The organism is Bradyrhizobium sp. UFLA05-125 (assembly GCF_059803515.1).
In genome coordinates this window covers 92,331-105,346 of the sequence record NZ_JBANBJ010000013.1, presented here as the reverse complement: position 1 = coordinate 105,346, position 13,016 = coordinate 92,331, and the positions used below count along the sequence as shown (strand labels likewise).

12 protein-coding genes are annotated in these 13,016 nt (G+C 63.3%); 10 read left to right on the top strand and 2 right to left on the bottom strand.

Going from position 1 to position 13,016, the window contains the following annotated elements; translation table 11 throughout:
- Positions 1–121 precede the first annotated feature (121 nt).
- The 9 genes from adh to SO156_RS15185 all read left to right on the top strand — a co-directional run bounded on the left by adh (position 122) and on the right by SO156_RS15185 (position 10,733).
- The gene (adh, locus tag SO156_RS15225) at positions 122–1,639 is read left to right on the top strand and encodes an aldehyde dehydrogenase (protein WP_498535358.1); all 1,518 of its coding nucleotides are present in this window, start codon (positions 122–124) and stop codon (positions 1,637–1,639) included.
- Between the two features lie 213 nt (positions 1,640–1,852).
- Positions 1,853–3,238, top strand: coding sequence for a glycerophosphodiester phosphodiesterase family protein (locus SO156_RS15220; protein ID WP_498535357.1), 1,386 nt, complete (start codon positions 1,853–1,855; stop codon positions 3,236–3,238).
- 172 nt (positions 3,239–3,410) lie between these two features.
- On the top strand, positions 3,411–4,433 hold the full coding sequence (gene pdhA, locus SO156_RS15215) for a pyruvate dehydrogenase (acetyl-transferring) E1 component subunit alpha (RefSeq protein ID WP_458150298.1): 1,023 nt from the start codon (positions 3,411–3,413) through the stop codon (positions 4,431–4,433).
- 28 nt (positions 4,434–4,461) lie between these two features.
- The gene (locus SO156_RS15210; protein ID WP_498535356.1) at positions 4,462–5,847 is read left to right on the top strand and encodes a pyruvate dehydrogenase complex E1 component subunit beta; all 1,386 of its coding nucleotides are present in this window, start codon (positions 4,462–4,464) and stop codon (positions 5,845–5,847) included.
- Between the two features lie 3 nt (positions 5,848–5,850).
- Entirely contained in the window at positions 5,851–6,156 is a 306-nt protein-coding gene (locus tag SO156_RS15205) for a DUF5076 domain-containing protein (protein ID WP_458150296.1), read from the top strand.
- Between the two features lie 2 nt (positions 6,157–6,158).
- Positions 6,159–6,359, top strand: a complete 201-nt coding sequence (locus SO156_RS15200; RefSeq protein ID WP_458150295.1) for a hypothetical protein — start codon at positions 6,159–6,161, stop codon at positions 6,357–6,359.
- 66 nt (positions 6,360–6,425) lie between these two features.
- Positions 6,426–7,781, top strand: a complete 1,356-nt coding sequence (locus SO156_RS15195; RefSeq protein ID WP_498535355.1) for a pyruvate dehydrogenase complex dihydrolipoamide acetyltransferase — start codon at positions 6,426–6,428, stop codon at positions 7,779–7,781.
- A gap of 144 nt (positions 7,782–7,925) precedes the next feature.
- Positions 7,926–9,347, top strand: a complete 1,422-nt coding sequence (lpdA, locus tag SO156_RS15190) for a dihydrolipoyl dehydrogenase (protein WP_458150292.1) — start codon at positions 7,926–7,928, stop codon at positions 9,345–9,347.
- Between the two features lie 144 nt (positions 9,348–9,491).
- Positions 9,492–10,733 (top strand): threonine synthase, encoded by a 1,242-nt coding sequence (locus SO156_RS15185; protein WP_498535354.1) that lies wholly within the window; start codon positions 9,492–9,494, stop codon positions 10,731–10,733.
- Between the two features lie 17 nt (positions 10,734–10,750).
- Here the strand turns inward: SO156_RS15185 and SO156_RS15180 are convergent, their stop codons facing one another.
- A complete protein-coding gene (locus SO156_RS15180; RefSeq protein WP_498535353.1) occupies positions 10,751–11,329 on the bottom strand; it encodes a cytochrome b in 579 nt (192 codons plus the stop codon).
- A gap of 205 nt (positions 11,330–11,534) precedes the next feature.
- Between SO156_RS15180 and SO156_RS15175 the strand changes: the two genes are divergently transcribed.
- A complete protein-coding gene (locus tag SO156_RS15175; RefSeq protein WP_458150326.1) occupies positions 11,535–12,506 on the top strand; it encodes a tripartite tricarboxylate transporter substrate binding protein BugD in 972 nt (323 codons plus the stop codon).
- An 82-nt stretch (positions 12,507–12,588) separates the two neighbouring features.
- Here SO156_RS15175 and SO156_RS15170 read toward each other — a convergent pair whose 3' ends face one another.
- Positions 12,589–12,975 carry a response regulator transcription factor gene (locus SO156_RS15170; protein WP_458150287.1) on the bottom strand — a complete coding sequence of 129 codons (387 nt, stop codon included), beginning with the start codon at positions 12,973–12,975 and terminating at the stop codon, positions 12,589–12,591.
- Positions 12,976–13,016: the final 41 nt, after the last annotated feature.

Below are 13,016 nucleotides of genomic sequence, written 5' to 3'. Positions count from 1 at the left end.
CTGCGACAGGTCGCCTCCATCAACGCGTCCACCCTGGCTGACAGAAAACGCCTCCCGCTTCATCGTCTGCGCAAGTCGTGAACGCACGACGATCGCGCAAACAGCAACATCGGGAGTGAATATGAACAAGGTCGAATTCCTCAACGTCGCACAAGTACCCTTCGCCGCGAAGTACGACAATTTCATCGGCGGCAAATTCGTAGCGCCGATCTCCGGCAAGTATTTTGACAACGCCTCGCCCGTGAACGGTCAGGTTGTCTGCAAGATCGCGCGCTCCGATCACCAGGACGTCGAAGCTGCGCTCGATGCCGCGCACGCCGCCAAGGCTGCCTGGGGCAGCACCAGCGTTGCGGAGCGCGCCGCAATCCTGAATCGGATCGCAGAGCGCATGGAAGAGAACCTCGAGCGGCTCGCAATCGCCGAGACCTGGGACAATGGCAAGCCGATCCGCGAGACCCGCGCAGCCGACCTGCCGCTCGCGATCGATCACTTCCGCTACTTCGCAGGCGTCGTTCGTGCCCAGGAAGGCTCGATCGGCGAGATCGACCACGACACCATCGCCTATCATTTCCATGAGCCGCTCGGCGTGGTCGGCCAGATCATTCCCTGGAACTTCCCGCTGCTGATGGCGTGCTGGAAGCTCGCGCCTGCGCTCGCCGCCGGCAATTGCGTGGTGCTGAAACCGGCCGAGCAGACGCCGGCCTCGATCATGGTCTGGGCCGAGATCGTCGGCGACCTCTTGCCTCCCGGCGTGCTCAACATCGTCAACGGCTTTGGTCTCGAGGCCGGCAAGCCGCTCGCCTCCAGCCCGCGTATCGCAAAAATCGCCTTCACCGGCGAGACCACGACGGGCCGGCTGATCATGCAATATGCCGCCCAGAACCTCATTCCCGTTACCCTCGAGCTCGGCGGCAAGTCGCCGAACATCTTCTTCAAGGACGTCACCGCCGAAGACGACGACTTCTTCGACAAGGCGATCGAAGGCTTCGTGATGTTCGCGCTCAACCAGGGCGAGGTCTGCACCTGTCCGAGCCGCGCGCTGGTCCATGAGGACATCTACGACCGCTTCATGGAGCGGGCGCTCGAGCGCGTCGCCACCATCAAGCAGGGGGATCCGCGCGCCGCGGACACCATGATCGGTGCCCAGGCCTCCGGTGAACAGCTGGAGAAAATTCTTTCCTATATCGACATCGGCAAGAAGGAAGGGGCAAAGGTCCTGGCCGGCGGTGGCCGCGCCAGCCTCGGCGGCGATCTCGCAGGCGGCTACTACGTCCAGCCGACCGTGTTCCAGGGTCACAACAAGATGCGGATCTTCCAGGAGGAGATCTTTGGCCCCGTCGTGTCGGTCACGACCTTCAAGACGGACGAGGAGGCGCTATCGATCGCCAACGACACGCTCTATGGCTTAGGGGCCGGTGTCTGGAGCCGCGATGCCAACCGCTGCTACCGCTTCGGCCGCGCCATCCAGGCAGGCCGGGTCTGGACCAACTGCTACCACGCCTATCCCGCCCACGCGGCGTTCGGCGGCTACAAGCAGTCGGGTGTCGGCCGCGAGACCCACAAGATGATGCTCGATCACTATCAGCAGACCAAGAACCTCCTGGTCAGCTACAGCCCGAAGAAGCTCGGCTTCTTCTGATCGGCGGAGAGGGCGGCGCGCCCCTGCGCCGCCCGTTCCGACCATGCGACAAGCGCGGACGCGTTCGGATGCGGTCGTCGATCCGCGCGTGTCCCTGTTGCATTTCAGGAGCTTTTGTCCAGCCGACCGTCATCCGTCTGTCAGAGAACGATCCTATTCAGTTCGGCCCTTGTGGCGTCGAAGCGATGCCGGGCAAAAGACGGAGACTTGACCATGACGGACCATCGTTCACGACGGAATGTCTGTGCCGGAGCGATGCTGCTCGGCGTGGCCGCTTTGGCATTGGTCCCCTCGCTGGCCTTCGCACAGACCGGCTCGGCGCCGGCCGGCGCCAAGAACTTCTTGACCGTTGACGGTAAGCCGCCACTGATCCTCGGACATCGCGGCCTCCCGGGGCTGGTGCCTGAAGAGACCGAGGCGTCGTATGACCTTGCCGCGGCGCTTGGAACCGACGCGCTCGAAGAGGACCTGCACCTGACCAAGGATTGTGTCCTGGTCGCGCGTCACAACCCCTGGCTGAACGACAATACCAACGTTGCCGAGGTGGCGAAGACCAATGCGGCGGTCGCGGCTCGCAAGCGCACGGTGCCCGGCGTGCGCGTCAAGGCTCCTTCTTCCCCCAGCACACCTGCTGACTATCTCACGGATCTCACCAATCCGGCCGACCCCAAATCCGTGCTGAAATCGCTGATCGTGGATGGCGAAGACCATACCAATGATTGGTCGATCACCGACTTCACCATGGCCGAGCTGAAGGACTGGATCGCCGGGACCACCTATGATGCGGCCAACGAAAGGCCGAAGGTCTTCGACGGCAAGTTCCCGATCATCAGTTTCCAGGACATCATCGATATCGCCAAGGCCAAGAGCAAGGAGACGGGGCGTCCCATCAGCGTCTATCCGGAAACCAAGAATCCGTCCTGGAACAACGCCCAGGCGATCGCCAATGGCTGTGGCGCGCCCGGCAGCCACCCGCTCGAGGATGCCTTGATCAAGATCATCAAGGACAACGGCCTCAACTCAAAGGAGGCCCCCATCTTTGTTCAGAGCTTCGAGCCTGGCAGCCTGAAATACATGCGCAGCCATGGCCTGGAGACGCGGCAGGTCCAGCTCATCGATGGCAATGGTGTCGACTTCAAGACCGGCAAGGTCCTCAATAACAACATCACCAATTCGCGTCCGTTCGACTGGACGGTTTCCGGTGACGCGCGCTTGTACGATGCGATGGTGACCCCCGAGGGTCTTGCGGAAATCAAGACCTATGCCGACGGCATTGGTCCGTGGAAGGCTTACATCGTTCCGCTCAAGATTTCTCCGTGGAAGCACAGCAACGCCGACGGCACGCCCTACAAGGGATCGACGCCGGAGGCTTCGACGCAGGAAGCAACCAGCCTCGTTGCCGATGCGCACAAGCTCGGCCTGTTCGTGCATGTCTTCACTTTCCGAAACGAGAAGAAGTATCTGGCTGGCGACTACCACGGCGATCCAAGCCTCGAATATCTCAAATTCTTCCGTCTCGGCGTGGATGGGGTCTTTACCGACTTCACGCATACTGGAGTTGACGCCCGTGCAGCCTATCTGCGGGAGCTCGGCTGGTGAGGCCGGCCCCCTCTGGGGGAGCAATTGTTGCCCGATCGGCGCCAAAGGTTTTGCAATATTTCGGTCACGTTGCAGTGCGGCATAATGAATGTCGCGCGATGTCGCTGCGGTGCTTTCGCGCGCGATAGACTTGGGTTAGAGAGGGCTTAGTTTTCTCTGACCCGGAATTCCTATGGCCGCACCCAAGAAAGCCGCCGCAAGCGCTCCCCAGGACAAGACCAACGGCGGTTCGCCCCCGGAATTCACGAGAGAGCAGGAGCTCAAGGCGCTTCGCGACATGCTCCTGATCCGGCGATTCGAGGAGAAGGCCGGCCAGCTCTACGGCATGGGTGCGATCGGCGGCTTTTGCCACCTCTATATCGGCCAGGAGGCCGTGGTGGTCGGAATGCAGATGGCGCTGAAGGATGGCGACCAGGTCATCACCGGCTATCGCGACCACGGCCATATGCTCGCCACCGGCATGGAGGCCAACGGCGTCATGGCCGAGCTCACGGGACGCCGCGGCGGCTATTCCAAGGGCAAGGGCGGCTCCATGCACATGTTCAGCGTGGAGAAGAAGTTTTACGGCGGCCACGGCATCGTTGGCGCCCAGGTCTCCCTCGGTGCGGGGCTCGCTTTCGCCAACCACTATCGCGGCAACGACAACGTCGCCGTCACCTATTTCGGCGATGGTGCGGCCAACCAGGGCCAGGTCTATGAGAGCTTCAACATGGCGGAGCTCTGGAAGCTGCCGGTGATCTTCGTCATCGAGAATAACCGCTACGCCATGGGCACCTCGGTGTCGCGCGCCTCGGCGCAGCAGGATTTCTCCAAGCGCGGCCTGTCCTTCAACATCCCCGGTCATCAGGTCGACGGCATGGATGTCCGTGCGGTGAAGGCTGCGGCCGACGAGGCGGTTGCCTGGTGCCGCGCCGGCAAGGGCCCGGTCATCCTGGAGATGCAGACCTACCGCTACCGCGGCCACTCGATGTCGGACCCTGCAAAGTACCGCACGCGCGAGGAGGTCGAGAAGGTTCGCCACGACCAGGATCCGATCGAGCAGGTACGCAACCGCCTCCTGGCCGCCAACGTTAGCGAGCAGGACCTCAAGGCGATCGACGCCGAGGTCCGCGACATCGTGAATGCCTCCGCCGATTTTGCCCAGCATGATCCCGAGCCGGATGTGTCCGAGCTCTGGACAGACGTTTATCGCTAAAGCGCGCAAGCTTTCTTTTGGAGTCAATATGCCAATTCAAGTGCTGATGCCCGCGCTGTCGCCCACGATGGAAAAGGGCAACCTCGCCAAATGGCTGAAAAAAGAGGGTGAGACGATCAAGTCGGGCGACGTGATCGCCGAGATCGAGACCGACAAGGCGACCATGGAGGTCGAGGCGACCGATGAGGGTACGCTCGGCAAGATCCTGATCCCCGAAGGCACCGCCGACGTTGCCGTGAACACGCCGATCGCGACGATTCTCGCCGACGGCGAGAGCGCCGCTGACCTCGCCAAGGCGCCGGCACCGGCAAAGCCGTCCGCGGAATCCGCGCCGCCCGCGCAAGCCAAGAGCGAGGCGCCTGCTCCGAAAGCTGCACCGTCCGCTCCGGCCGCCGTTGCCGAGCCGGACCCCGAAGTGCCCGCCGGCACCGAGATGGTGAAGCAGACCGTCCGCGAAGCCTTGCGCGACGCCATGGCCGAAGAGATGCGTCGCGATGCCGACGTCTTCGTGATGGGCGAGGAGGTCGCGGAGTATCAGGGCGCCTACAAGATCACGCAGGGCCTCCTGCAGGAATTCGGCGCCAAGCGCGTCATCGACACGCCGATCACCGAGCACGGCTTTGCCGGCATCGGCGTCGGTGCGGCGATGGCCGGCCTGAAGCCGGTCGTCGAGTTCATGACCTTCAACTTCGCCATGCAGGCGATGGATCAGATCATCAACTCCGCCGCCAAGACACTCTATATGTCCGGCGGCCAGATGGGTTGCTCGATCGTCTTCCGCGGCCCCAACGGCGCCGCTGCGCGCGTCGCGGCCCAGCATAGCCAGGATTACTCCTCCTGGTACTCGCACGTTCCGGGCCTGAAGGTGATCGCGCCGTATTCGGCTGCGGACGCCAAGGGCCTGCTCAAGGCCGCGATCCGCGATCCCAATCCGGTGATCTTCCTCGAGAACGAAGTTCTCTATGGCCACACCGGCGAAGTGCCGAAGCTCGACGACTACGTGATCCCGATCGGCAAGGCGCGCATCGTGCGCTCGGGCAGCCACGTCACGATCATCTCGTGGTCGAACGGAATGACCTATGCGCTGAAGGCGGCGGACGAGCTTGCCAAGGACGGCATCGAGGCCGAGGTGATCGACCTGCGCACGCTGCGGCCGATGGACACCGAGACCATCATAAACTCCGTCAAGAAGACCGGCCGTGCCGTCACGGTGGAGGAGGGCTGGGCCCAGAGCGGCGTCGGCGCCGAGATCGCCGCGCGCATCATGGAGCATGCCTTCGACTACCTGGATGCGCCGGTGACGCGCGTCTCCGGCAAGGACGTGCCGATGCCGTATGCCGCGAACCTGGAGAAGCTCGCGCTGCCCTCGGCAGCCGAAGTGGTCGAGGCCGCCAAAGCCGTCTGCTACAGGTAGACCATGGCAGGGCCCAAGGAACAGCCACTTCCGCCTGACGTGATTGGACGCGAGGACGCGATCGAGATTCTGCGCGTGTTCGTGCTCGACGGCGGGCTGTCGATGGCGTTCCAGCGTGCCTTTGAGGAGCCCGACATGTGGGGCCTCCTGCTGGTCGATCTCGCCCGCCACGCCGCGCGCGCCTATGCGCGCGAGAGCGAGATGAGCGAGGAAGAGGCGCTGGGCCGAATCCTCGACATGTTCGAGGCCGAGATCGAGCGTCCGACCGACATGGGCACCACGACGCCGCGCGGGCAGAAGGGGCACTGAGCGTGGCGGTCGAATCCTATCACGACGATTTCATGCGGAAGGCGATTGGCGAGGCCGAGGCCTTCCCGGCTCCAAGGACTTTCTCGACAAGTTCGGCATCCCCCAGGATCGATCTTGCCGACGACTGCTCTACCGCCATGATGACGACGTGGCATTCCAATCCCGCCAATGAGCGCCTGTGGCAGGGCGACATCGGCAACTAATCTTGGTCAGTTCGTCTTCCGGTGGGTCGGAAGACGACGTTTTGAGAAGTTCTTCGTGAGGTCAGCATGCCCATCAACATCCTGATGCCCGCTCTTTCGCCGACGATGGAGAAGGGCAACCTCGCCAAGTGGCTGAAGAAAGAGGGCGACAAGGTCAAATCCGGCGATGTCATCGCCGAGATCGAGACCGACAAGGCCACCATGGAGGTCGAGGCGATCGACGAAGGCACGATCGCAAAGATCCTCGTGCCCGAGGGCACCCAGGACGTGCCGGTCAACGACGTGATCGCAGTGCTCGCTGGCGAAGGCGAGGACGTGAAGGCTGCCGGCGCCGCCAAGCCGGCTGCGTCGGCTGCGCCGCCGAAAGCTGCGGAAGCTCCGGCTGCTGCGCCGGCTCCGGCGCCCGCACCGGCTGCTCCGAAGGCGGCACCGGCTGCCGCTGCAGCTCCTGCGCCACAGGCCGCCGCACCGGCCGCGCAGACCAATGGCCAGGGAGGCCGCGTGTTCTCCTCGCCGCTGGCGCGCCGGCTCGCCAAGGACGCCGGCATCGAGATTTCGATGGTTACAGGCACCGGCCCGCACGGCCGCGTGGTCGCGCGCGACGTCGAGCAGGCCAAGTCCGGCAAGGGCCTGAAAGCGCCGGCAGCAGCTCCGTCAGGAGCGCCCTCGATCGCGCCGACCATGTCGGATAAGCAGATCCTGGCGCTGTTCGAGCCGGGCTCCTATGACATCGTCCCGCATGACGGCATGCGCCGCACCATCGCGCAGCGCCTGACCGCGTCGATCCAGAACGTCCCGCACTTCTATCTCACCATCGACTGCGACATCGGCAAGCTGCTGGTCGCGCGCGAGGAGATCAACGCGGCAGCTCCGAAGGACAAGGAGAAGAAGCCGCTCTACAAGATCTCCGTCAACGACTTCGTCATCAAGGCGATGGCGGTCGCATTACAGAAGATCCCGAATTGCAATGTGAGCTGGACCGAGTCCGGCATGGTCAAGCACCACCATTCCGACGTCGGCGTCGCAGTGGCGATGCCCGGTGGCCTGATCACGCCGATTATCCGCAAGGCCGAGACCAAGACGCTCTCGACCATCTCCAACGAGATGAAGGATTTTGCGACCCGCGCCCGCTCGCGCAAGCTGAAGCCGGAGGAATACCAGGGCGGCACCACTGCCGTCTCGAACCTCGGCATGTTCGGCATCAAGGACTTCACCGCGGTGATCAACCCGCCGCATGCGACCATCCTTGCGGTCGGCACCAGCGAGGAGCGGCCCGTCGTGCGGGGCGGCAAGATCGAGATCGCGCAGATGATGAGCGTGACGCTGTCCTGCGATCACCGTGCCATCGATGGCGCGCTCGGCGCCGAGCTGATCGGCGCGTTCAAACAGCTGATCGAAAATCCCGTCATGATGATGGTGTGACGAAGCGAATTCGCATCGTCATTGCGAGCGAAGCGAAGCAATCCAGAACGTGACCGGCAGACTGGATTGCTTCGTCGCAAGAGCTCCTCGCAATGACGAGCCAGAATATCCAGGCCGGTTGAACGATGGGAACGAGCATAGAGCATGGCCGACACATCTTTCGACGTCATCATCATCGGCTCCGGTCCCGGCGGCTACGTCACCGCGATCCGCGCCGCGCAGCTCGGTCTCAAGACGGCGATCGTCGAAAAGTCTTATCTCGGCGGCATCTGCCTGAACTGGGGCTGCATCCCGACCAAGGCGCTGCTGCGCTCGGCCGAGATCTATCACTACATGCAGCATGCCAAGGATTACGGCCTGTCGGCGGAGAAGGTGTCGTTCGATCCGAAGGCGGTGGTGCAGCGCTCGCGCGGCGTCTCGAAGCGGCTCAATGACGGCGTCGGCTTCCTGATGAAGAAGAACAAGATCAGCGTCATCTGGGGCGCCGCCTCGATCGATGCGCCCGGCAAGGTCACTGTGAAGAAGTCCGACGTCGAGGGGCCGAAGGGCACGCTGGGCGAGGGGACCTATCAGGCCAAGCACATCATCATCGCGACCGGCGCGCGGCCGCGCGTGCTGCCGGGGCTCGAGCCCGACAAGAAGCTGGTCTGGACCTATTTCGAGGCCATGATCCCGGAGCGTATCCCGAAGTCGCTGCTGGTGGTCGGCTCGGGCGCCATCGGCATCGAGTTCGCGTCCTTCTTCCACACTATGGGCTCGGACGTCACCGTGGTCGAGGTGCTGCCGCAGATCCTGCCGGTCGAGGACGCCGAGATCGCGGGCCTTGCGCGAAAGCGCTTCGAGAAGATGGGCATCAAGATTATGTCCTCGACGAAGGTCACCAAGCTCGAGAAGAAGGCCGACAGCGTCATCGCCACCATCGACGACGGCAAGGGCAAGCCTGTCACGACCGAGTTCGAACGCGTGATCTCCGCCGTCGGCGTCGTCGGCAATATCGAGAATCTCGGCCTCGAAAAGCTCGGTGTCAAAACCGACCGCGGCTGCATCGTGATCGACGGCTACGGCAAGACCAACGTGCCCGGCATTTACGCGATCGGCGACGTCGCAGGTCCCCCCATGCTGGCGCACAAGGCGGAGCATGAGGGTGTGATCTGTGTCGAGGCGATCAAGGGCCTGCATCCGCACGCCATGGACAAGAACATGATCCCGGGCTGCACCTATTGCCATCCGCAGGTCGCATCCGTCGGCCTGACCGAAGCCAAGGCCAAGGAGAGCGGCCGCGAAATCCGCGTCGGTCGCTTCCCCTTCGTCGGCAACGGCAAGGCGATCGCGCTCGGCGAGGACCAGGGCCTCGTCAAGGTGATCTTCGACAAGAAGACCGGACAGCTTCTCGGCGCCCACATGATCGGCGCGGAAGTTACTGAGCTGATCCAGGGCTACGTCGTCGCGATGAACCTCGAGACGACCGAGGAAGAGCTGATGCACACGGTCTTCCCGCATCCGACGCTGTCGGAAATGATGAAGGAAGCTGTGCTGGATGCGTATGGGCGCGTCTTGAATATCTGACAGCCGCCGTCATTGGAGCGAAGCGAAGCAATCCTGAGTCTATCCGCGGAAATAGTCTGGATTGCTTCGTCGCTTCGCTCCTCGCAATGACGAGAGCGAACTGCGGATTGAAATAGAGAACAAAACAACAAGAGGGAGAAACCCGTGCACGACAACGACAACCTCACCATCGAGCGCCCGACCTTCGTCACGCATCTCGAATGCGCGATGGAGGGCGATCACTATCCGGCCGACCAGGTTCACAATCTGTCGAAGGCCGGCAAGCCGCTCCTCGTGCGCTACGACCTCGCAGGCGTGAAGAAGGCGCTGACCAAGGATGCACTGAGCCAGCGTCCCGCCGACATGTGGCGCTACCGCGAGCTGCTGCCGGTACGCAAGTGCAAGGACATCGTCTCGCTCGGCGAGGTCACGACGCCGTTGATCCGGCTGCCAAAATTGTCGCAAAAGCTCAGCGGCGGCGAGATCATCGTGAAAGATGAAGGCCGCCTCCCGACCGGCTCGTTCAAGGCGCGCGGCCTCGTCATGGCGGTATCGATGGGCAAGGCGCTCGGCATCAATCACATGGCAATGCCGACCAACGGCAACGCCGGCGCTGCGCTCGCTGCTTACGCGACCTCCTGCGGCATCAAGACCACGATCTTCTGCCCGGCCGATACACCGGAGGTGAACGTCAGTGAGATCGAGCTCCAGGGCGCGACCGTCTATCGCGTCAACGGCTATATCGACGATTGCGGCAAGATCGTCGGCGAGGGCAAGGCGAAGGTCGGCTGGTTCGACACCTCCACGCTGAAGGAGCCGTACCGGATCGAGGGCAAGAAGACGATGGGGCTGGAGCTTGCCGAGCAACTCGGCTGGGACGTACCCGACGTGATTTTCTATCCGACCGGTGGTGGCACCGGCCTGATCGGCATGTGGAAGGCCTTTGATGAGCTCGAGAAGATCGGCTTCATCGGGTCGAAGCGCCCGCGCATGGTTGCGGTGCAGGCGTCGGGCTGTGCGCCGATGGTGCGCGCCTATGAGGAAGGCACCGAGCATGCGGCGCGCTGGGAGGACGCCCACACGATCGCCTCGGGCATTCGCGTACCGCAGGCGATCGGCGATTTCCTGATCCTGCGCGCCGTGCGCGAGAGCAAGGGCTTTGCCATCGCGGTCGATGACGACAAGATTTCATCGGCGTTGAGCGAGGTCGCTCGCGAGGAGGGGCTGCTCTTGTGCCCCGAGGGTGCCGCGACTTACGCCGCATACACGCAGAGCCTTGCCGACGGCCGTGTCACCAAGAATGATCGCGTGATGCTGTTCAACTGTGCGAGCGGCCTGAAATATCCGCTGCCGCCGGTCACCCGCACACTCGACCGCCACAAGCCGATCGACTTCTCGCAGTTCTGACAGTTCGTCCGAGCCGATCAGGTTCGGTCGTGGACGGATCGTGTCGCGGAGCGGGGCGGCAACATGCGCGCCAGCGTGTTGTCCCTTTTGACGATGGCGTGCCAGATCGTCGCGCCGATATGCGCGGCGACCGTGGCGTAGACGAGCCAGGCAAGCAGGCCGTGGACGGCTTCGCCGAGATGCGCGACGACCTGATTGCCGGCGAACAGGCGCGGCAGGTCGAATGTCCCGAAATATTTCAGTCGGTATCCGCCGGCTGATGAGAACAAATATCCGGTGACCGGCATCGCAACGAGCAGGGCATAGAGCACGATATGGTTCAATCCGGCCGCGAGCCGGACGAGCGCGCTTGACGTACCCGGCTGCGGCGGCGCCTTGGTCGCGGCGCGAACCAGCAGTCGCAGCATCGTCAGGAAAAATAGCGTCTCGCCAAGCGATTTGTGCACTTCGAGCAATTCGCGGCGCGGCGAGGTGCCCGGCTGCTGCAGGCCGCAATAGAAGCCGATCAGCATTGCTATGATGAACAGGACGGCAGTGGTCCAGTGAATCCACCGCAGAAGCGGTGCGTAGGGCGGCGTTATCGGTGCCGTCGTCATGAGCTTGTGATCATATTGCGCCGGCCAAGAAGGGCCTGCGACATTCCCAAGCACCATCCCGCCCCAGCCTCATGCTGCGGGCCGCGACGAATTACGTAATTCGCAACGATGTGTCTAATGCCAAGAGCGTGATATTGCTCTGCTCAAATCAAAAGACGCGGCGCTGCCGCGCAAGCCAAAGTTCGGGCGGAGGTGAGGAGGCATGATGCGTAAATTGCTTTTGGCGCTGCTCGTCGCGGGTCTTGGATTCACTTCGGGCGCGCGTGCAGACAGCTACCCCTCGCGTCCCATCACCATCATCGTGCCGTTCGCGGCCGGCGGGCCTTCGGACGCGATGGCGCGCGTGCTCGCCGAGCGCATGCGGGCGAGCCTCGGCCAGGCTGTGGTGGTCGAGAACGTCACCGGCGCCGGCGGCTCGATCGGGGTGGGGCGCGCCGTGCATTCCGCTCCTGACGGCTATACCATCTCGTTCGGCCATCTTGGCACCCACGTGGCCAACGGAGCGGTCTACAAGCTCCCTTACGATCTCGTCGCCGATCTCGAGCCGGTGGTGCTGTTGCCGAGCAATCCCATGATCGTCGTCAGCAAGAACGCAGTGCCGGCGACATCGCTAACAGAGCTGCTCGCCTGGCTGAAGGCGCGTCCGGCGCCCGCGACCGCGGGCACGGCCGGCGCGGGCTCCGGCAGCCACATCGCCGGCGTTTATTTCGAGAGCGTCTCCGGCATCAAGCTGCAATATGTACCCTATCGCGGCACGGGGCCGGCGCTGAACGACCTCATCGCCGGCCAGATCGACATCATCGTCGACCAGACCTCCAACTCCATCAACCAGGTCCGCGCCGGCACCATCCGTGCCTATGCGATCAGCGACGACAAGCGCCTGGCGTCCGCGCCCGAAATCCCGACCGCCGATGAGGCCGGACTGAAGGGCTTTCAGATGACGCTGTGGTCGGGCCTATGGGTGCCCAAGGGCACGCCGCAGGAGATCGTATCGAGGCTCAACGCCGCGGTAGTGGAGGCGCTCGGCGATGCCGCCGTGAAGAAGCAGATGGAAAATCTCGGCCTCGAAATGCCGCCGAACGACCAGCTCACCCCCGCAGCGCTCGGCGCGCGGCAGAAGGCCGAGATCGCAAAATGGTGGCCGATCATCAGGGCGGCCGACATCAAGGTGGATTGAGACGGGGCTCGAGCGTGCTGTCTCATGTTCCGACCTGGTTCGAGACGGCCGCTCCGCAGCGTCCTCACCATGAGGATGGAAATCACGCCGTAGTATCCCCCCGTCCTCCCAACGCCATCTCCAGGCATTGCATCAGCTCGGAGGCGACGAACGGCTTGCCAAGGAAGCAGAGTGCACCGGCCCTCAGGGCACGTGTGCGCACGCTCTCATCCGGAAAGGCCGTAATGAATATGAACGGCGTGGCCGAGCCCTGGGTACGCATCTGCATCAAGAGGTCGATGCCAGACATGACTGGCATCTGCACGTCCGCGATCACGCAGCTGGCGCCGTTCAGATCGGTCGAGCCCAGGAACTCTTCAGCCGAGGCGAATGTGTGGACGACATATCCGCGCGATGCCAGAAGATTGTCGATCGCGGCCCGCACATAGGGATCATCGTCGAGCACCGAAATCACTGAAGGCGCTGACAAGACGTCCGCTCCCGAGCTGCTTGCCGTCGCATACCGGCCGG